This is a genomic window from Roseicella sp. DB1501 (genome assembly GCF_013112485.1).
Lineage (GTDB): Bacteria > Pseudomonadota > Alphaproteobacteria > Acetobacterales > Acetobacteraceae > Paracraurococcus.
The window spans coordinates 173574-191826 of sequence record NZ_JABFHG010000002.1 but is presented as its reverse complement, the minus strand read 5'-3'; the positions used below and the strand labels follow the sequence as shown (position 1 = coordinate 191826).

General features: G+C 71.7%; 16 protein-coding genes. 5 read left to right on the top strand and 11 right to left on the bottom strand.

The annotated features are described in order from the left end of the window. Positions 1-54 precede the first annotated feature (54 nt). Positions 55-1455, top strand: coding sequence for a nucleotide sugar dehydrogenase (locus HJG45_RS04265; protein ID WP_171610857.1), 1401 nt, complete (start codon positions 55-57; stop codon positions 1453-1455). 124 nt (positions 1456-1579) lie between these two features. Here the strand turns inward: HJG45_RS04265 and HJG45_RS04260 are convergent, their stop codons facing one another. The 4 genes from HJG45_RS04260 to HJG45_RS04245 form a co-directional block, all read right to left on the bottom strand. After that, positions 1580-3478 (bottom strand): AMP-binding protein, encoded by a 1899-nt coding sequence (locus tag HJG45_RS04260; protein ID WP_217362815.1) that lies wholly within the window; start codon positions 3476-3478, stop codon positions 1580-1582. 196 nt (positions 3479-3674) lie between these two features. Continuing rightward, positions 3675-5345, bottom strand: coding sequence for an MFS transporter (locus HJG45_RS04255; protein ID WP_217362814.1), 1671 nt, complete (start codon positions 5343-5345; stop codon positions 3675-3677). Between the two features lie 274 nt (positions 5346-5619). Continuing rightward, positions 5620-6324: a hypothetical protein gene (locus HJG45_RS04250; RefSeq protein WP_171610854.1), complete on the bottom strand. Its 705-nt coding sequence runs from the start codon at positions 6322-6324 to the stop codon at positions 5620-5622. A gap of 328 nt (positions 6325-6652) precedes the next feature. Next, positions 6653-7465, bottom strand: a complete 813-nt coding sequence (locus HJG45_RS04245) for a ferredoxin--NADP reductase (RefSeq protein ID WP_171610853.1) — start codon at positions 7463-7465, stop codon at positions 6653-6655. 166 nt (positions 7466-7631) lie between these two features. On the opposite strand from HJG45_RS04245, the gene HJG45_RS04240 reads away from it, so the two are divergent. The 3 genes from HJG45_RS04240 to HJG45_RS04230 all read left to right on the top strand — a co-directional run bounded on the left by HJG45_RS04240 (position 7632) and on the right by HJG45_RS04230 (position 9848). After that, positions 7632-7781, top strand: coding sequence for a hypothetical protein (locus tag HJG45_RS04240; RefSeq protein ID WP_171610852.1), 150 nt, complete (start codon positions 7632-7634; stop codon positions 7779-7781). A 93-nt stretch (positions 7782-7874) separates the two neighbouring features. Further along, positions 7875-9086 carry an amidase gene (locus HJG45_RS04235; RefSeq protein ID WP_171610851.1) on the top strand — a complete coding sequence of 404 codons (1212 nt, stop codon included), beginning with the start codon at positions 7875-7877 and terminating at the stop codon, positions 9084-9086. Between the two features lie 222 nt (positions 9087-9308). Then, on the top strand, positions 9309-9848 hold the full coding sequence (locus HJG45_RS04230) for a GNAT family N-acetyltransferase (protein WP_171610850.1): 540 nt from the start codon (positions 9309-9311) through the stop codon (positions 9846-9848). A 130-nt stretch (positions 9849-9978) separates the two neighbouring features. Here HJG45_RS04230 and urtE read toward each other — a convergent pair whose 3' ends face one another. From urtE to HJG45_RS04200, 6 genes are all read right to left on the bottom strand, one after another. Next, the gene (gene urtE, locus HJG45_RS04225) at positions 9979-10671 is read right to left on the bottom strand and encodes an urea ABC transporter ATP-binding subunit UrtE (protein ID WP_171610849.1); all 693 of its coding nucleotides are present in this window, start codon (positions 10669-10671) and stop codon (positions 9979-9981) included. A 3-nt stretch (positions 10672-10674) separates the two neighbouring features. Continuing rightward, the gene (gene urtD / locus HJG45_RS04220; RefSeq protein WP_171610848.1) at positions 10675-11451 is read right to left on the bottom strand and encodes an urea ABC transporter ATP-binding protein UrtD; all 777 of its coding nucleotides are present in this window, start codon (positions 11449-11451) and stop codon (positions 10675-10677) included. Continuing rightward, positions 11448-12542 carry an urea ABC transporter permease subunit UrtC gene (gene urtC, locus HJG45_RS04215; RefSeq protein ID WP_368040506.1) on the bottom strand — a complete coding sequence of 365 codons (1095 nt, stop codon included), beginning with the start codon at positions 12540-12542 and terminating at the stop codon, positions 11448-11450. Before urtC ends, urtD begins: the two co-directional genes overlap by 4 nt. Further along, on the bottom strand, positions 12539-14110 hold the full coding sequence (gene urtB / locus HJG45_RS04210) for an urea ABC transporter permease subunit UrtB (RefSeq protein WP_171610847.1): 1572 nt from the start codon (positions 14108-14110) through the stop codon (positions 12539-12541). The genes urtC and urtB overlap by 4 nt, the downstream gene beginning before the upstream one ends. Before the next feature lie 69 nt (positions 14111-14179). Next, positions 14180-15433, bottom strand: coding sequence for an urea ABC transporter substrate-binding protein (gene urtA / locus HJG45_RS04205; protein WP_171610846.1), 1254 nt, complete (start codon positions 15431-15433; stop codon positions 14180-14182). A gap of 124 nt (positions 15434-15557) precedes the next feature. Next, the gene (locus tag HJG45_RS04200; protein ID WP_171610845.1) at positions 15558-15722 is read right to left on the bottom strand and encodes a hypothetical protein; all 165 of its coding nucleotides are present in this window, start codon (positions 15720-15722) and stop codon (positions 15558-15560) included. Between the two features lie 49 nt (positions 15723-15771). Here HJG45_RS04200 and HJG45_RS04195 point away from each other — a divergent pair, with 49 nt between their 5' ends. Further along, positions 15772-16413, top strand: a complete 642-nt coding sequence (locus HJG45_RS04195; RefSeq protein ID WP_171610844.1) for an MBL fold metallo-hydrolase — start codon at positions 15772-15774, stop codon at positions 16411-16413. A 233-nt stretch (positions 16414-16646) separates the two neighbouring features. Here the strand turns inward: HJG45_RS04195 and ggt are convergent, their stop codons facing one another. Continuing rightward, entirely contained in the window at positions 16647-18251 is a 1605-nt protein-coding gene (ggt, locus tag HJG45_RS04190; protein WP_171610843.1) for a gamma-glutamyltransferase, read from the bottom strand. Positions 18252-18253 lie beyond the last annotated feature (2 nt).

Here is an 18253-nt window from a genome sequence, read left to right as displayed (position 1 = left end):
CCGCCACCCGCGATCGCCGTTGACAAATCCGTTATTGTTTCGCTTTAACGGCATATGCTGCTGACGAAACGAGATGCGGTTCCTGCCGGGCTTGCCGCGACCGGCGTCGAGCCCCGTGCCGCGGCACCGGCCCGGCTGGCGCAGCTCGAGGCGCGATTCGCCGCCCGCACCGCCCGCATCGCCGTGGTCGGCCTCGGCTATGCCGGGCTGCCCATGGCGCTCGCCCTGGCTGAGGCCGGCTTCCCGACCCTCGGCCTCGAGCGCGACGCGGCGCGGCTGGCGCGGCTGGCGACGGGGGAGAGCGGCATGCGCCACGTCGGGCCGGAAAGCCTCGCCCCGGTCCTGGCGAGCGGGCGCTTCGCCGTCACCGGCGAGTGGGAGAGGCTCGGCGAGGCCGATGCGATCCTGATCTGCGTGCCGACCCCGCTCGGCGCCGACCGGGCGCCCGACCTCTCGGCGGTGCGGGAGGCGAGCGCCGCGGTCGCGCGGATCCTGCGGCCCGGCCAGCTCGTCGTGCTGGAATCGACCACCTGGCCGGGCACGACGCGGGAGGTGGTGCAGCCGATCCTGGAGGCCGGCGGGCTGCGCTGCGGCCAGGATGTCTTCCTTGCCTATTCGCCGGAGCGCGAGGATCCCGGCAATGCCGGCTTCCGCACCGCGACCATCCCGCGCGTGGTCGGCGGCGCCGATCCGGCCTCGCTGCGCCTGGCCATGGCCCTCTACGGCGCGGCGATCGAGCGGGTGGTGCCGGTCGCCTCGCTGGAGGCGGCCGAGGCGGTGAAGCTCGCCGAGAACGCCTTCCGCGCCGTCAACATCGCCTTCGCCAACGAGATGAAGCTCGTGCTCGGCGGCATGGGGATCGATGTCTGGGAGGTGGTGGCGGCGGCGGCGAGCAAGCCCTTCGGCTTCCTGCCTTTCTGGCCGGGCCCCGGCGTCGGCGGCCACTGCATCCCGGTCGATCCGCTCTACCTCGCCTGGAAGGCGCGGGCGGCCGGCGTGCCGGCCCGCTTCGTCGAGCTCGCCGCCGAGATCAATGCCGACATGCCCTTCCACGTGCTGACGGCGCTGCAGGGGGCGATGCAGGCGCGGCTCGGCCGCGACCTCGCCGACAGCCGCATCCTGCTGCTCGGCGTCGCCTACAAGCCGGGGATCGAGGATGTCCGCGAGAGCCCGGCGCTGCGGCTGATCGAGCTGATCGAGGAACAGGGGGGCGAGGCCCCGTATCACGACCCGCTGGTGCCGGTGCTGCCGGCCCTGCCGGAGCATCCCGGCCTCGCCGGCCGGCGCTCGCTCGACTGGCCAGCGGCGCTCGCGGGCTGCGACGCGGCGCTGATCGTCACCGACCATGCCGGCATCGACTATGCCGGGCTCTGCGCCGCCCTGCCGCTGGTGGTCGATACCCGCGACGCCTGCGGCCGCCGCGGCCTGCGCGGCGCGCACATCGTCAAGGCGTGATGCTCATGCGCCCTCGCGCGCCGGCTGCACACCACCGGCTTGCCCGACGGCGCGATGCGCGGGTCCCGTTCGGGGTCTCGGACCGGTCAGGCGACCGGTCCGCCGGCATGAGGGCACGGCCGCCTCATCCCCCGCGCAGGCGTTCCTCCATCTCGCCGAGGATGGTGGCGTCGTCGATGGTCGGCGGCACGGTGTAGGATTCGCCGTCGGCGATCCGGCGCAAGGTCGCGCGCAGGATCTTGCCGCTGCGCGTCTTCGGCAGGCGGGAGACCACGCGGGCGTCGCGGAAGGCGGCGACCGGCCCGATCCGCTCGCGCACCAGCCCGACCAGCTCGCCGCAGATTGCCGCCTCGGGCTTCGCCACCCCCGCCTTCAGCACGACGAGGCCGAGCGGCACCTGGCCCTTCAGGCTGTCGCGGATGCCGATGACGGCGCATTCGGCGACGTCGGGATGGCTCGCCAGCACCTCCTCCATTGCTCCGGTCGAGAGGCGATGGCCGGCGACGTTGATGATGTCGTCGGTGCGGGACATGACGGAGATGTAGCCCTCCTCGTCCACCACCCCGGCATCGGAGGTGTTGTACCAGCCGGGAAAGGCGGCGAGGTAGGAGTCGCGGAACCGGTCATCGGCCTGCCAGAGCGTCGGCAGGCAGCCCGGCGGCAGCGGCAGGCGGATGGCGAGCGTCCCGCTCTGGCCGCGCGGCAGCGGCTGCCCCGCCTCGTCGAGCGCGGCGACCTCATAGCCCGGGCTCGCCTTGCCGCCGCTGCCGAAGCGCGCCGGGAACAGGCCGAGGCCGCGGAAATTGCCGCTGATCGGCCAGCCGGTCTCGGTCTGCCACCAATGGTCGATCACCGGCTTGCCGAGCAGCCCGGCGCACCACTCGGCGGTCGGCGGGTCGCAGCGCTCGCCGGCGAGGAACAGCGCCTCCAGCCGCGACAGGTCGTGCGCCGCCAGCAGTCGGCCCTCCGGGTCGTCGCGCTTGATCGCGCGCATCGCGGTCGGCGCGGTGAACATCGCCTTGACGCCGTGCTGGGCGCAGACGCGCCAGAAGGTGCCGGCATCCGGCGTGCCGACCGGCTTGCCCTCGAACAGCACCGTGGTCGCGCCGGTCAGCAGCGGCGCGTAGACGATGTAGGAATGCCCGACCACCCAGCCGACATCGGAGGCGGTGAACATCACCTCGCCCGGCCCGACGCCGTAGAGCATGGCCATGGAGTTGCGCAGCGCCACGGCATGCCCGCCATTGTCGCGCACCACGCCCTTCGGCTTGCCTGTCGTGCCGCTGGTGTAGAGGATGTAGAGCGGGTCGGTCGCCGCCACCGGCACGCACTCCGCCGGCGCCGCACCGGCCTCGGCGGCGAGCCAGTCCTCGTCGCGGCCGGCGAGCAGCGCCGCCTCGGCCTGCGCGCGCTGCAGCATCAGCACCCGGTCCGGCTTGTGCGGCGAGAGGGCGATGGCGGCGTCGAGCAGCGGCTTGTAGGCGACGACCCGTCCCGGCTCGAGGCCGCAGGAGGCGGCGAGGATCACCTTCGGCTGCGCATCGGCGATGCGGGCGGCAAGCTCGGCCGCGGCGAAGCCGCCGAAGACCACGGAATGCACGGCGCCGATGCGGGCGCAGGCGAGCATGCCGATGGCCGCTTCCGGCACCATCGGCATGTAGATCACCACCCGGTCGCCGGCCGCGACGCCGCGCTCCCGCAGCGCCCCGGCGAGCCGCGCCACGCGCCCCTGCAGCGCGGCATAGGTGAGGGTCTCGATCCGCCCGGTCATCGGGCTGTCCCAGAGGATGGCGGCCTGGGCGCCGCGGCCGGCCGCGACATGGCGATCCACCGCGTTGTGGCAGGTGTTCAGCCGGGCATCCGGGAACCAGCGGCCATAGGGGCCGGCGGCCGGGTCGAAGATGCGGCGCGGCGCCTCCTCCCAGTCGATCCCGCGCGCCGCCTCGGCCCAATAGCCTTCGGGGTCGCGCCGCCAGGCGGCATAGGTCGCGTCGTAGGAGCTGGTCCCGGCGCCCGCTGGCATTGTCGCCTCCCGCATCTCTGGTCCGGGGAAACTGGCAAGGCCTGGGGTGGAGAGCAAGCGGCGGCGAAAAGTCCCGGCCGGGTCCGTTGCAACCATCGCTGCCCGTTGCCCTGCCGCGGCAGGCTGTGATGCGCTCAGGGCAAGAGGCGCATCGCGGGGCCCCCACGACGCCGCGAAGCGGCGTCGTGGGGAATAATCAGAGGCTCGCGCTGGCCGGCCGCCGCTGCGGCGGCTCCGCCGTATCGGCGGCGAAGATGTCGCGGTCCTTGGTCTCCGGCACGAAGAAGGTGCCGATGACGACGGTCACGGCGGCGATGACGATCGGGTACCAGAGCCCGAAATAGACATCGCCGGTCTGCGCGATCATGGCGAAGGCGGTCGCCGGCAGCAGGCCGCCGAACCAGCCATTGCCGATATGGTAGGGCAGCGACATGGAGGTGTAGCGGATGCGGGTCGGGAAGAGCTCGACCAGCGCCGCGGCGATCGGTCCGTAGACCATGGTCACGTAGATCACCAGCAGCGTCAGGATGCCGATCAGCACCGCCGGCTGCTCGCGGAAGATGTCGAACACGCCGGACATCTTCACGACCGTCGGATTCGAGGCCTGGGGATAGCCGGCGGCCGTCAGCGCCGCCCCCAGGTCCCGGGTGAAGGTCGGGCTGTTCGCCGGCATCGGCGTGCCGCCGGCGATGCGCACCGCGGCGACGCTGCCGGGCGGGACGTCCTCGACCGAGTAGTTCACCGAGGCCCGGGCCAGCGCCGCCTTGGCGATGTCGCAGGGCTGGGTGAAGGTGCGGGTGCCCACCGGGTTGAACTGGAAGGAGCAGGTCGAGCGGTCGGCCAGCACCTGCACCGGGATGTCGGTATGCGCCCGGTGCAGCGCCGGATTCGCCTCGGCGCTCATCAGCTTGAAGAGCGGGAAATAGGTCAGCGCCGCCAGCAGGCAGCCGCCGAGGATGATCGGCTTGCGGCCGATCTTGTCGGACAGCCAGCCGAACAGCACGAAGCCGCCCGAGCCGAGCAGCAGCGACCAGGCGATCAGCATGTTGGTGGTGAAGCCGTCGACCTTCAGCACCGAGCCGAGGAAGAACAGCGCGTAGAACTGTCCCGTGTACCAGACCACCGCCTGGCCGGCGACGAGGCCGAGCAGGGCGAGCAGCGCCACCTTGGCGTTCTTCCACTGGCCGAAGGCCTCGGAGATCGGGGCCTTGGAATGCGTCCCCTCCGCCTTCATGCGCGCGAAGGCCGGGCTCTCCTCCATCTGCATACGGATCCAGACCGAGATGCCGAGCAGCAGGATCGAGACCAGGAAGGGGATGCGCCAGGCCCAGGCCTTGAAGGCATCCGGCCCGAAGGCAGCCTGGGTGAAGAGGATGACGAGGAGCGAGAGGAACAGGCCCGCCGTCGCCGTGATCTGGATGAAGGAGGTGTAGAAGCCGCGCCGGCCATGCGGCGCGTGCTCGGCCACATAGGTCGCGGCGCCGCCATACTCGCCGCCCAGCGCCAGGCCCTGCAGCAGCCGCAGGATGATCAGGATGATGGGCGCGGCGAGGCCGATGCTGTCCGAGGTGGGCAGGATGCCGACCAGGAAGGTCGAGCTGCCCATGATCAGGATGGTGACGAGGAAGGTGTATTTGCGCCCGACCAAGTCGCCCAGCCGGCCGAAGACCAGGGCGCCGAAGGGCCGCACCAGGAAGCCCGCGGCGAAGGCGAGCAGGGCGAAGATGTTGCGGGTGCTCTCGGGGTACTGGCTGAAGAAATTCGCGCCGATCACCGCCGCCAGCGAGCCGTACAGGTAGAAGTCGTACCACTCGAAGACCGTGCCGAGGGAGGAGGCGACGATGACCTTCCGCTCCTCCCGCGTCATGGGCCGCACCGCCTGATCCGATGTGATGATTGCCGATTGGCTGGCCATTCTTCGCCCCTTGCCGTTTCCCGCCGCCGCAGCCGGCGCATTCCCCGTTTCGTTCCGATGGCGGGCTCCGGCACAGGACGAGGGTCCTGGACTCGGGCCGCCGCCGAACGGGCAGCCTAGCAAATGGTCGGTAAGGCTCGGCAACAATCGAGCGAAAGTTGGCGATTTTCTGAACGCCCGGCAACCCTGACCTGTCTCGGCGGGGAAGAGGCGTCGCGGCGCGCCGTCAGGCGAAGCGCACGCCGAGCCGGCCCAGCCGGCCGAAGCTGCCGAGCAGCTCCATGCCCGGCGCCGGCGTCACCGGAACGCCCACAGGCACCACGATCAGCGAGCCCTCCGGCAGCCCGCCCGCCCGGCGCGCCGCCAGGGCGGCGGCCAGCATCGCCTCCTCGATGTCGATCTCCTCGCCGCGGCGCCAGGTGCCGGCGGCGGCGAGGGAGACGCGCAGCCGCATCGGCGGCAGGCGCCGGCCCCGGCCCAGCACGATCTCCCCCAGCCCGGCGAGGTCGGCGGCCGCCAGGGCGCCGGTGCCGGGCGCGCCGGGCAGCCGCCAGCTCTCGACATCGATCGCCGGATGCAGGCTGGCGAAGTTCGGCATCTCGTCGCCGCGCCGGGGCAGATCCTCCGCGAGACGGCCGGCGATCGCCGGCGTGGCGCGGGCATGCGGCAGGCGCGACAGGGCGATCGTCTCGCCCTCGGCGCGGAGCCGCGCCGGCAGCACCGGCCCGGCGACCGGCCGGCCGGCGCCGAGATGGGTCAGGCGCAGGCCGCAGGAGGCGAGGTCGAGCATGTCGAGCGCCCGGGCGGCGATCCGCTGGCCGTCCAGCATGCTGCGGGGGAGCGCCGCTGGCGGAAAGGGGAGGGGGGCCGTGCCCTCCCGCAGGGCGCCCGCCAGCCAGGCTGCCGCGTGGTCGCGCAGGGCTGCATCCATCGGACTTTCCTCCGTGCAGCGATCGCCCTCGGCGGCTGGAGCCGCCAGGACGTCACGGGACGGGATGTTCCGGCGGGACGCGGTCCGGGCCCCGGTGCCTCGTCCCAGCCGAGCGGGCCCGCAGGCCGGCCATGCCGGGCCGCCTGGCCCGGCGGACCCGCCCCACGAAGGAAGCGTCGAGCGCCACCGCTGCGCCGACCATATCGAAGAGCGGGGCCGGGTTGAAAGGCCTGAGGCGCAGCGCGAGCCGCGCTGTGGCGAAACGCACAGCGACGCCCCTCCGGAAGCCCCTTGGGAGCCGCCCCGTGGGAAGGGGCCGGCGCGACGCCTACTTCGTCACGAAGGCCTTCTCGAGCACGTAGGAGCCGGGCTCGTTGTTCGAACCCTCGACGAAGCCGCGCGCCTCGAGGAAGGCCTTCACATCGGCATTCATCGCTTCCGAGCCGCAGAGCATGACGCGGTCATGCTCGGGCGAGAGCGGCGCCAGGCCGAGATCGGCGCAGACCTGGCCGCTCTCGAGCAGCGTGGTCACCCGGCCCTGGGTGCGGAAGGGCTCGCGCGTCACGCTCGGATAGTAGAGCAGCTTGCCGCGCAGCATCTCGCCGAGGAATTCGTGCTGCGGCAGGTCGTTCTGGATGTACTCGTGATAGGCGAGCTCCTTCACCTCGCGCACGCCGTGCATGAGCACGACCCGCTCGAAGCGCTCATAGACCTCGGGCTCGCGGATGAGGGACATGAAGGGGGCGAGGCCGGTGCCGGTCGAGACCATCCAGAGGGTCCGGCCGGGCAGCAGGTTCTCGGTCAGCAGCGTGCCGGTCGGCTTCTTGCCGATCAGCACCGTGTCGCCGACCTTGATGTGCTGCAGCCGGGAGGTGAGGGGGCCGTCCTGCACCTTGATGGAGAGGAATTCCAACTCCTCGTCCCAGGGCGGGCTCACCATGGAATAGGCCCGCACCAGCGGCTTCGCGCTGGCCATCAGGCCGATCATCGCGAACTGGCCGGCGACGAAGCGCAGCGCCGGGTCGCGGGTGCAGCGGAAGGAGAACTGCCGGTCCGTCCAATGATGGACCCAGGTCACCGTCTCGCCGAAGAAGGCGGGCGGAATGGCGGGCTTCGCGGGGGCGAGGGGCAGGGCGTCCATGGCAAGCCTAGATGCGGAAAGCTTCGCCGCGGTGCAACAGGCGATCCCGCATTCCAGCCCTGCATCCGCGCGGAATTTGCCGGCGGCCGGCACTCGGGAAAATTTCTGTCGAGAACATGGAACTAAAATTACCTAGAATACATAATTTACAATGGAGGATCCTGTCATGCCCGAGATGGAACTCACCGAAGTCCTCGCCTGGGCCCTGATCGCCGCCGGTCTCGCCTTCGGGGCCATGGCGCGGCTCGGACTGCCGGCCGCCTCCGTCACCGCCGGCCTCGCCGCGCTCGCCATGAAGACCGCCTTCCTCGGCTGAGGCGGCTCACCCAGCCGCGCCTCGCCCACCAGACCCCCTGGGCGCCGGGCCGCCGATCCGACATCCTGCCGTCCTTGGCGGACGGAGGCGGGGATGGCCGCGGAGCGGGACGGGATCATCGACGGCGTCGGGGCCTTCGTCCCGGGGCCGCGCGCCGAGATCGCCGGCGCGGCCGAGGGGCCGCTCGTCGGCCACGACTTCGCGGTGAAGGACCTCTACGACGTCGCCGGCTGGCCGACAGGCTACGGCAACCCGGACTGGGAGCGAACCCATCCGGTGGCCGCGGCGACCGCGCCGGCGGTGGCGATGCTGCTGCAGGCCGGCGCCTCGCTGCGCGGCAAGACCCGAACGGTCGAGCTCGCCTATGGCCTGACCGGCGAGAATGTCTGGCACGGCACCCCGCGCAATCCCCGGGCGCCGGATCGCTTCCCCGGCGGCTCCTCCTGCGGCTCGGCGGCGGCCGTCGCCGCCGGGCTGGTCGATTTCGCCCTGGGCTCGGATACCGGCGGCTCGGTCCGCATCCCGGCCAGCTATTGCGGCATCTTCGGCATCCGGCCGAGCTGGGGCGCGGTGAGCCTCGCCGGTGCCTGCGGCCTCGGCCCGAGCTTCGACACCGCCGGCTGGTTCGCGGCGCGGGCCAGCCTCCTCGTCCGCGTCGGCGAGGTGCTGCTGCCCGAGGATGCCGCGCCCGGCCAGCGCCTCGGTCTGTTGCTGAAGCCCGAGGAGCCCTGGATGAATGCCGATCCCTCGACGGCGCTGGCGCTCGGCGAGGCAATGGAGGCGTTGCAGGCGCTGCTCGGCCCGGCCCTTTCCATCGGCCTGGCGCCGGAGGGGCTGCCGGCCTTCTACGAGCATTTCCGCAATGCCCAGGCGGCCGAGGCCTGGGCGACGCTCGGGAGCTGGGTGGCCGCCACCGGGCCGCGCTTCGGCCCCGGCGTCGGCGAGCGCTTCGCCGCGGCGCGCGACATGGACCCCGCCAGGGCCGAGGCCGGCCGGCAGTTCCGCCGTCGCATCGCCGCCCGGCTGCGCGCCCTGCTCGCCGGCGGCGCGGTGCTCGCCTATCCGACCAGCCCGGGGCCGGCACCGCGGCTCGAGGCCAGCCAGGCGGAGCAGAACTTGGTGCGCGAGCGCAGCATGGGCGTGACCGCCATCGCCGGATTCGCCGGGCTCTGCGAGGTGAGCCTGCCGGTGGCGCGCGATGCCGGGGCGCCGGTCGGCCTCTCCCTCGTCGCCGCGCCGGGCCGCGACCGGGCGCTGCTCGACCTCGCCTGGCGGCTGGCCGAATCGCTTGGCCTGCCCAGCTGAGTGGGGGTGGGGAGATCGCACCCGGCCTCCTTCCCATGTCGGAGCTTTCCAGGACCGGGCGATTTCGGTCATGAGAGACGCCGAGACCGAATTCCGGTCGGGCGCGGAGTCCCGGGAGCCTGGAGGCCGGGCGGCTGCCGGGCCGGCATCCAGGCCGGCGCCGCGCGCCGCAGCCTCGCCAGCCGGGACGCCCGCCCGGCCGGGCAGAACAGGATCGATCGAATGCGCATCCGCGACGCCGTGCACGCCGACATCCCGGCCATCACCGCCATCTATGCGCATCACGTGCTGCACGGCACCGGCACCTTCGAGGAGGTGCCGCCGACCGAGGCGGAGATGGCGGCCCGCTTCGCCGACGGGCAGGCCCATGGCTGGGCCTGGCTGGTGGCCGAGGGCGAGGGGCTGCCGGGCGAGGCGCCGGGCCTGATCGGCTACGCCTATTACGCCCAGTTCCGCATGCGCTCGGCCTATCGCTTCGCCGCCGAGGACAGCGTCTATGTCCGCAACGACGTGCGCGGCATGGGCGTCGGCAAGGCGCTGGTGGCGACGCTGCTGCAGCGCGCCGAGGCCGCCGGCTACCGGCAGATGCTGGCGGTGATCGGCGACAGCGACAATGTCGGCTCCATCGGCCTGCATCTCTCGCTCGGATTCCACCGGGCGGGCGTGCTGAAATCCGCCGGGATCAAATTCGGCCGCTGGCTCGACGTGGTGTTCATGCAGCGCAGCATGGGCGCCGGCGACCGCGACCTGCCGCCGGACTGAGGCGCCGAAGGGCCCCTCATGCGGTCACGCCCGAGGGTGATTGGTGTCAGTAGGCGTCTCGGAGCAGCCGCGTCCCGTTGCCCTGCCGCGGCTTTGCCGCGGCAGGGCAACCGTGTGAGCGGATCATGGTCTAGACCGTCAGCAGCCGCCGCACCGCCTCGTCGTCCATGTCGTCGATCGGGCCGCCGAGCGCCACCTCGCCCCGCACCATGACGGCGATGCGGTCGGCGAGCTCGCGGGCGAATTCGTAATACTGCTCGACCAGCACCACGGCGAAATTCTTCTCCCGCGCCAGCAGCCGGATCACCCGCGCGATGTCCTTGATGACGCTCGGCTGGATGCCCTCGGTCGGCTCGTCGAGGATGAGCAGCCGCGGCCGGGCGGTCAGCGCCCGGGCGATGGCGAGCTGCTGCTGCTGCCCGCCCGAGAGGTCGCCGCCGCGCCGGCGCAGGAACTGCTTCAGGATCGGGAAGAGGGTGAAGACCTCCTCCGGCACCTTGCTGCCGCGCGGCGCCGCGGCCAGCGCCGTCTCCAGGTTCTCCTGCACGGTGAGGAAGGGGAAGATCTCCCGCCCCTGCGGCACGTAGCCGATGCCGGCGCGCGCCCGGTCCGCCGGGCCGAGGGCGGAGACATCCCTGCCCTCCCACAGGATGCGGCCGCCCTGGATGCGCTCGAGCCCGACGATGGAGCGCATCAGGCTCGACTTGCCAACGCCGTTGCGCCCCAGCACGCAGGTGATGCGGCCGGGATCGGCCTCGAGCGAGACGCCGCGCAGGCAGCGCGAGGCGCCATAGGAGAGGTCGATGGTCTCTACGCGGAGCATCGCTTACCTGCCCAGATAGACTTCGATGACCCGCGGGTCGTTCTGCACGTGGTCGATGCTGCCCTCGGAGAGCATGCTGCCCTCGCAGAGCACCGTCACCTTGCTGCCCAGCGCCCGGACGAATTCCAGGTCGTGCTCGACCACGACGACGCTGCGCCGGCCGGCGATGCGCACCAGCAGCGCCGCGGTGTGCTCGGTCTCCTGGTCGGTCATGCCGGCCACCGGCTCGTCCACCAGCAGCAGCTCGGGGTCCTGCATCAGCAGCATGCCGATCTCGAGCCATTGCCGCTGGCCATGGCTGAGGATGGCGGCGCGGTCCCGCGACCGGGCGGTCAGCCCGACCTCCTCCATCACCGCCTCGATCCGCCGCCGCGCCTCGCCCGAGAGCGCCCAGCGCAGGCAGGCGACCGGCCCGCGCGGCGCCTTCAGGGCGAGCTCCAGGTTCTCGAACACCGTCAGCGCGTCGAACATGGTCGGCTTCTGGAATTTCCGGCCGATGCCGAGATTGGCGATGGTCGCCTCGTCCAGCCGCGTCAGGTCGTGGTCGCGGAAGCGCACGACGCCCTCGGTCGGCCGGGTCTTGCCGGTGATCACGTCCATCATCGTCGTCTTGCCGGCACCGTTCGGGCCGATGATGGCGCGCAGCTCGCCCGCGCCGACGATGAGGGAGAGGTTGTTCAGCGCCCGGAAGCCGTCGAAGACCACCGAGACGCCGTCGAGATAGAGGACCGACGCGGCGTCCCGCGCTGCGCCGAGGGGCGGGCTGAGGCCGTCGCTCATTTCGCCACCTTCGAGACCAGACCGATCAACCCGCGCGGCAGGAACAGCGTGACGGCGACGAAGAGGCCGCCGAGCGCGAAGAGCCAGAGATCCGGCGCGACGGTGGTCAGCCAGGTCTTCAGCGCATTCACCGAGAAGGCGCCGAGCAGGGCGCCGACCAGCGTGCCGCGGCCGCCCACCGCGACCCAGATCACCGCCTCGATGGAGTTGCCCGGGCTGAACTCGCCGGGGTTGATGATGCCCACCTGCGGCACGTAGAGCGCGCCGGCGAGGCCGGCCAGCACCGCAGAGAGCACGAAGACGAAGAGCTTGTGCCGCGTCACGTCGTAGCCGAGGAAGCGCACCCGGCTCTCGGCGTCGCGGATCGCCACCAGCACGCGGCCGAGCTTCGACTGGGTGATGCGGCTGCAGAGGGCGTAGCTCAGCACGAGCAGGGCGAGCGAGGCGTAGAACAGCGCCGAGCGCGCGGTCGGCGTGTTCAGCGGCATGCCCAGCAGCTCCTTGAAGTCGGTGAAGCCGTTATTGCCGCCGAAGCCCATGTCGTTGCGGAAGAAGGCGAGCATCAGCGCATAGGTCATCGCCTGGGTGATGATGGAGAAGTAGACGCCGGTGATGCGGCTGCGGAAGGCGAGGTAGCCGACCACCGCAGCGAGCAGGCCGGGCACCGCCATCGCCATCAGCAGGGCGAAGGGGAAATGGTCGAAGCCGAGCCAGTACCAGGGCAGTTCCTTGTAGCCGAGGAACACCATGAAATCCGGCAGGACCGGGTGGCCGTAGACGCCGCGCGGGCCGATCAGCCGCATCAGATGCATGCCGATGGCGTAGCCGCCGAGGGTGAAGAAGGCGCCGTGGCCGAGCGAGAGGATGCCGGCATAGCCCCAGGCGAGGTCGATCGCCAGCGCCAGGATGGCGTAGGTGATCCACTTGCCGCTGACGCTGACGATGAAGTCCGAGACATGCAGGGCGCTGTCGGCGGGCAGCCGGTTCAGCGCCGGCAGCACGGCGAGCAGCAGCACCGCGCCCAGCATCAGCAGGCGCAGCGTCAGCCGCCCGGAGCCGGCGGGCGGGGGGGAGGCGAGGGTGGCGCTCACGATTCGGCGGCCCTTCCCTTGAGCGCGAAGAGGCCCTTGGGCCGGCGCTGGATGAACAGCATGATGGCGACGAGGACGAAGACCTTGGCCAGCACCGCGCCGGCATAGGGTTCCAGCATCTTGTTGACCACGCCGAGGGTCAGCGCCCCGACCAGCGTCCCGGCCAGCGAGCCGACGCCGCCGAAGACCACCACCATGAAGCTGTCGATGATGTAGCCGGTGCCGAGATTGGGCGAGACGTTGTCGATCTGGCTGAGCGCGACGCCGGCCATGCCGGCGAGACCGGAGCCGAAGGCGAAGGTCATCGCATCCACCCGGCCGGTGCGGATGCCCATGGTGGCGGCGATGCGCCGGTTCTGCACCACCGCCCGCATCTCGAGGCCGAAGCGCGTCAGGCGGATGGCGGCGAAGACGAGGGCGAGAACGAGCAGACCGAAGACGATGATCCAGAGCCGGTTCTGCGTCACCGCCACGCCGCCGGGCAGGGTGATGGTGCCCTGCATCCAGGACGGCGAGATCACCTCCCGGTTCTGCGCGCCGAAGGCCAGGCGGACCGCCTGCTGGATGATCATGCCGACGCCGAAGGTCATCAGCAGCGTCTCCAGCGGCCGGCCGTAGAGATGCCGGATCAGCCCGCGCTCGAGCAGCGCGCCGCAGGCCGCCGTCACCAGGAAGGCGGCGGGGACCGAGAGGGGCAGCGACCAGGGCGCCAGCCAGGGGATGCCGCGGCAGAGCTCCTGCACGGCGAAGGTGGCATAGGCGCCGAGCATGACGAACTCGCCATGCGCCATGTTGATCACGCCCATGACGCCGAAGGTCACCGCCAGTCCGAGGGCGGCGAGCAGCAGCACCGAGCCGAGCGAGAGTCCCTGGAACAGCGTCTCGGCGGCGCGGCGGATCGCCAGGCTCTGGTCGATGCGGGCGATGGCGGCCTCGATCGGCCCGGCCAGCGCCGGAGCGGCGGCCCGCGCCTCGAGCAGCAGGGCGCGCGCCTCGACCGTGCCGGCGGCGCCGAGCCGGGCGATGGCGTCGCGCTTGACCGAGTCATCCGGGGCGACGAGCTGCGCCGCGGCCAGCGCCAGCTCCAGCCGGGCGCGTACCCCGGCATCCTGCTCGCGCCCGATCGCGGCCTGCAGCAGCGGCACGTCCTCGGCGCTGCGGCTGCGGAAGATCGCCTCCGCCGCGGCGCCGCGCTCCACGGCATCGGGCGAGACGAGCTGCAGCCGGCCGAGGGCGCCGCGCAGCGCCTGGCGGACGCGGTTGTTGAGGCGGACCGGCTCGGCGCCGGCGGGATCGGCCGGCGCGCCGGTCGCGGCATCGGCATAGCCGGCGCCGCGGGGGACCAGCACATGGCCGTCGCCGGCCTTCAGCAGCTTGCCTTCCTGCAGCGCCTGCAGCACCGGCAGGGCGCGCGGGTCGCCGAGGGCGCCCAGCCGCTCGACCGCGCCGGCGATCTCGCCGAAGCCGCCGGCGAGGCCGGGCAGGGTGGCGGCATAGTCCTTCTCCTGCGCCCAGGCCGGCAGGGCCAGCAGCAGCAGGAATGCCATGCGGAGAATGAGAGAGGTCATGAATGCCCTTCGCGGGGCGGCGGCGCCGGGCTGGCCGGCGCCGCGTCCCCTTGCGGCAGCCCTGCGGGACTACTTCTTGCGGTTCGCGTTCTCGGGGATGAAGGGCGACCAATTCTCGGCCTTCACCGCGTTCGGCGTCTTCCAGACGATGTTGAACTGGCCGTCGCCCTGCACCTCGCCGATGAAGACCGGCTTGGAGAGGTGGTGGTTCGGCAGCATCTCCTCCTCATAGCCGCAGGGCGCCATCAGCTTCTGGCCGATCATCGCCTTGCGCACCTCGTCCACCTTGGTGGTCTTGGCCTTCTCCACCGCCTGGGTCCACATGCGGAAGCCCGTGTAGGTGGCCTCCATCGGGTCGTTGGTCACGCGCTTCGGGTTCTTGATGTAGGCGCGCCAGAGCTTGAGGAATTCCTCGTTCGGCGCGCCCTTGATCGACATGAAGTAGTTCCAGGCGGCGAGATGCCCGACCAGCGGCTTGGTGTCGATGCCCGCCAGCTCCTCCTCGCCGACCGAGAAGGCGACGCAGGGGATGTCCTCGGCCTTGATGCCCTGGTTGCCGAGCTCGCGGTAGAAGGGAACATTGGCATCGCCGTTGATGGTGGAGACGATCGCCGTCTTCTTGCCCTCGGAGGCGAAGCGCTTCACCCGGGCGACGATGCCCTGCCAGTCGGAATGGCCGAAGGGGGTGTATTCCTCCATGATATCGGCATCGCCGATGCCCTTGGAGTTCAGGAAGCCGCGCAGGATGCGGTTGGTGGTGCGCGGATAGACGTAGTCGGTGCCGAGCAGCGCGATGCGCTTCGCCTCGCCGCCATCGTCGCTCATCAGGTACTCGACCGCGGGGATCGCCTGCTGGTTCGGCGCCGCGCCGGTGTAGAAGATGTTCTTGCTCTCCTCTTCGCCCTCGTACTGGACGGGGTAGAAGAGCAGGCCGTTCAGCTCCTCGAAGACCGGCAGCACCGATTTGCGGGAGACCGAGGTCCAGCAGCCGAAGGTCACGTCCACCTTGTGGACCTGGAGCAGCTCGCGCGCCTTCTCGGCGAAGAGCGGCCAGTTGGAGGCCGGGTCGACCACCACCGCCTCCACCTTGCGCCCGAGCAGCCCGCCCTTGCCGTTGATCCACTCGACCATCATCAGCACCGTGTCGCGCAGCGCCGTCTCGCTGATCGCCATGGTGCCGGAGAGGGAGTGCAGCACGCCGATCTTGATCGGCGCGCCCTGGGCGAAGGCCGGCCGGATCGCCGGGGCGGCCAGCGGGGCGATGGCGGCGCCGAGCCCCGCCAGCGCGGCGCGCCGCGTGAGGGTGAAGCGGTCGTTGGACATGGGGCTGTCGTTCCCTGTGTGACGTCTGCGGCGCGTGCCGGACCAGCCTGGATGCGGGGGCGCATGGGTCCGGGCGCGGTTGGCTCGCTTCCGAAAGCGAGATGCGTGCCAGTTTTCGAACCGCTCACACCGAGGGGAGCAGCGCGGATTTGCCCAAATTCTCGGCAATCGCCTGCTGGGGGCGCAGCGGGCTGCAAGCCGCGGCGGCAGCGGCAAGCGTCAGGCAGGGGCGGCCAGGCCCGACCCGGCCGAGGTTGCGCCCGCGCCGTCCGGCCACGACATTGCCCATCGATCTCCGCCCGCCCGCCGCCCACCCCTCACATGCCGGAACCGTCGCCATGGGTCTCAAGGCCGCCATCCTCCCCGTCACGCCCTTCCAGCAGAACTGCTCGTTCTGGTGGGACGAGGCGAGCGGCGAAGGCGTCGTCATCGATCCGGGCGGCGAAGTGGAGCGCATCCTGCACGCGCTGGACGAGCTGAAGATCAAGGCCGGCAGCATCCTGCTGACCCATGGCCATCTCGACCATGCCGGCGGCGCGACGGCGCTGCAGGCGGCGCTGCCCGGCCGGCCGCCGATCATCGGCCCGGACGAGCGCGACCGCTTCCTGCTCGAGGGGCTGGAGGCGCAGGGCGCGCAATACGGCTTCGACTGCCGCAACGTCACGCCCGATCGCTGGCTGACCGAGGGCGAGACGGTGCGCATCGGCGGCGAGGACTTCGCCGTGCTGCACTGCCCGGGCCATACGCCGGGGCACCTCGTCTTCGTCAACGAGGCGATGCGGATCGCCATCGTCGGCGACGTGCTGTTCCAGGGCTCGGTCGGCCGCACCGACTTCCCCTATGGCGACCATGCGGCGCTGATCGCCTCGATCCGGGAGAAGCTGCTGCCGCTCGGCGACGACACCGCCTTCCTCTGCGGCCATGGCCCCGGCTCGAATTTCGGCCAGGAGCGCCGCAGCAACCCCTTCCTGCGGGGTTAGAGCGGATCCCGATCAGGCGGCCTCACCTGATCGGGTGAAGATGCTCTGAAAACAACACGCCAGAGCATTTGGCGTGAACGGAGGTGAACGGGACATGCTCCAGACCATGATCCGCTCACGCAGGCTCGCGGATCATGGTCCAGGCCGTTGTTTGATCGCGTGAGTCACGCTGTTCAGTGAGGCCGCCTCAAGCGATCACGCCCTAGCAGGGCGATGGCGTTGCGGGGCGCGGCTCAGTAGGCCGCGGCCCAGCCATCCCGGCGCGGATCGCTGCCGGCCATGCGCACGCCGTTCTCCAGCACACGGATGGCCGCGACGCTGCACGGCCCGCCGAGCGGCGGCACAAGCTGCACCGCATGGCCGCGCGCCTCCAGCCCCGGCGCTGCCTCGGCCAGCCCGGCCTCCAGCGTCAGCAGGTCGTCGCCGGCATGCGGGTAGTTCGCCGCCTGGCCCGGCTGGCTGCTGGTCCAGCGCGGCGCCTCCACCGCCTGCTGCGGGTCGAGGCCGAAGACCGCCATCGCCACCATGACCTGCAGGTTCACCTGCACCTGGTTGTCGGCGCCCGGCGTGCCGAAGACGCCCCAGAGCCGGCCGTCGCGGAAGACCATCGGCGCGTTCATCGTGTGCCGCACCCGCATCCCCGGCCGCAGATGGTTGGGGTGCCCCGGCTGCAGGTGCCAGTAGGCCATGCGGTTGTTCAGCAGGATGCCGGTGTCGCCGGCGGTCACGCCGCTGCCGAAGGCGGAGTTGATCGACTGGATGGCCGAGACCGCGTTCCCCGCGGCATCGACGACGCAGAAATAGGTGGTGTCGCCGCCCTCGCCGCCGCGCACCGGCAGGCTGGCGGCGCGCTCCGGGTCGATCAGCGCCGCCGTCTCCGCGGCATGCGCGGCGCCGAGCAACCGGTCGAGCGGGATGGCGAGGCCGCGCGGATCGGCGCCCCAGCGCTCGCGGTCGAGGAAGGCGCGCTTCTTCGCCTCCACCATCAGATGGATCAGCGCCGCGCTGTCGCGCCCGAGCGCGGCGAGGTCGAAGCGGTCGAGGATGCGCAACATCTGCAGGAAGGTGAAGCCGGTGGAGTTGGGCGGGGTCTGCCGCACCTCGAAGCCCCGGAAGGGCACGGCGATCGGCGGCTGTGCCTCGGCCTGGCAGGCGGCGAGATCGGCCTCCGCGACCACCCCGCCCGCGGCGGCGATGCCGGCGGCGAGGCGCCGCGCCAGCCGGCCGCGATAGAAGCCCTCGGCACCGTCGCGGGCGATCTCGGCGAGGCTCTCGGCCAGCTCCGGCTGGGTCAGCACGGCGCCGAGCGGCGGGGCTGCGCCATCGGCGAGGAAGCGCGCGGCGCTGCCCTGGCTGGCCAGCAGCTTGCCGAGGCAGTCGGCGGCGAAATGCCGGTAGTGATGCGTCACCGCAAAGCCGTCCCGCGCCGCCTCGATCGCCGGCGCCACCAGCCGCGCCCAGGGCAGGGTGGCGTGCCCGGCATGCAGCAGCGCCAGCCCGGCTAGCAGCCCCGGCGTCGAGGCGCTACGCGGGCCGGCAACGGGAATGCCGCCCGCATAGGCCTCCGGCGTCGCCGCCAGCGGCGCCGCGCCGGTCGCATTGACGCAGACCGGCCCGCCGTTGCTGCGATGGATCTGGAAGAAGCCGTCGCCGCCGAGCCCGGACATGGCCGGCTCGACCACCCCGAGCGTAAGCGAGACGGCGATGCTCGCATCCACCGCCGTGCCGCCGGCGCGCAGGATGTCGAGCCCCGCCTGGGTGGCGACCGGATGGTTGGTCGCAACGGCGCCGCGGCGCCCCATGATCGGCGGACGGTGGCAGCGTGGCATCGCCTGCATGG

Bases quoted from the DNA above. Each gene is read 5' to 3' on its own strand.
- HJG45_RS04265 (WP_171610857.1), top strand. From the start codon at position 55: ATGCTGCTGACGAAACGAGATGCGGTTCCTGCCGGGCTTGCCGCGACC.
- HJG45_RS04260 (WP_217362815.1), bottom strand. From the start codon at position 3,478: ATGCCAGCGGGCGCCGGGACCAGCTCCTACGACGCGACCTATGCCGCC.
- HJG45_RS04255 (WP_217362814.1), bottom strand. From the start codon at position 5,345: ATGACGCGGGAGGAGCGGAAGGTCATCGTCGCCTCCTCCCTCGGCACG.
- HJG45_RS04250 (WP_171610854.1), bottom strand. From the start codon at position 6,324: ATGGATGCAGCCCTGCGCGACCACGCGGCAGCCTGGCTGGCGGGCGCC.
- HJG45_RS04245 (WP_171610853.1), bottom strand. From the start codon at position 7,465: ATGGACGCCCTGCCCCTCGCCCCCGCGAAGCCCGCCATTCCGCCCGCC.
- HJG45_RS04240 (WP_171610852.1), top strand. From the start codon at position 7,632: ATGCCCGAGATGGAACTCACCGAAGTCCTCGCCTGGGCCCTGATCGCC.
- HJG45_RS04235 (WP_171610851.1), top strand. From the start codon at position 7,875: ATGGCCGCGGAGCGGGACGGGATCATCGACGGCGTCGGGGCCTTCGTC.
- HJG45_RS04230 (WP_171610850.1), top strand. From the start codon at position 9,309: ATGCGCATCCGCGACGCCGTGCACGCCGACATCCCGGCCATCACCGCC.
- urtE (WP_171610849.1), bottom strand. From the start codon at position 10,671: ATGCTCCGCGTAGAGACCATCGACCTCTCCTATGGCGCCTCGCGCTGC.
- urtD (WP_171610848.1), bottom strand. From the start codon at position 11,451: ATGAGCGACGGCCTCAGCCCGCCCCTCGGCGCAGCGCGGGACGCCGCG.
- urtB (WP_171610847.1), bottom strand. From the start codon at position 14,110: ATGACCTCTCTCATTCTCCGCATGGCATTCCTGCTGCTGCTGGCCCTG.
- urtA (WP_171610846.1), bottom strand. From the start codon at position 15,433: ATGTCCAACGACCGCTTCACCCTCACGCGGCGCGCCGCGCTGGCGGGG.
- HJG45_RS04200 (WP_171610845.1), bottom strand. From the start codon at position 15,722: ATGGGCAATGTCGTGGCCGGACGGCGCGGGCGCAACCTCGGCCGGGTC.
- HJG45_RS04195 (WP_171610844.1), top strand. From the start codon at position 15,772: ATGGGTCTCAAGGCCGCCATCCTCCCCGTCACGCCCTTCCAGCAGAAC.
- ggt (WP_171610843.1), bottom strand. From the start codon at position 18,251: ATGCAGGCGATGCCACGCTGCCACCGTCCGCCGATCATGGGGCGCCGC.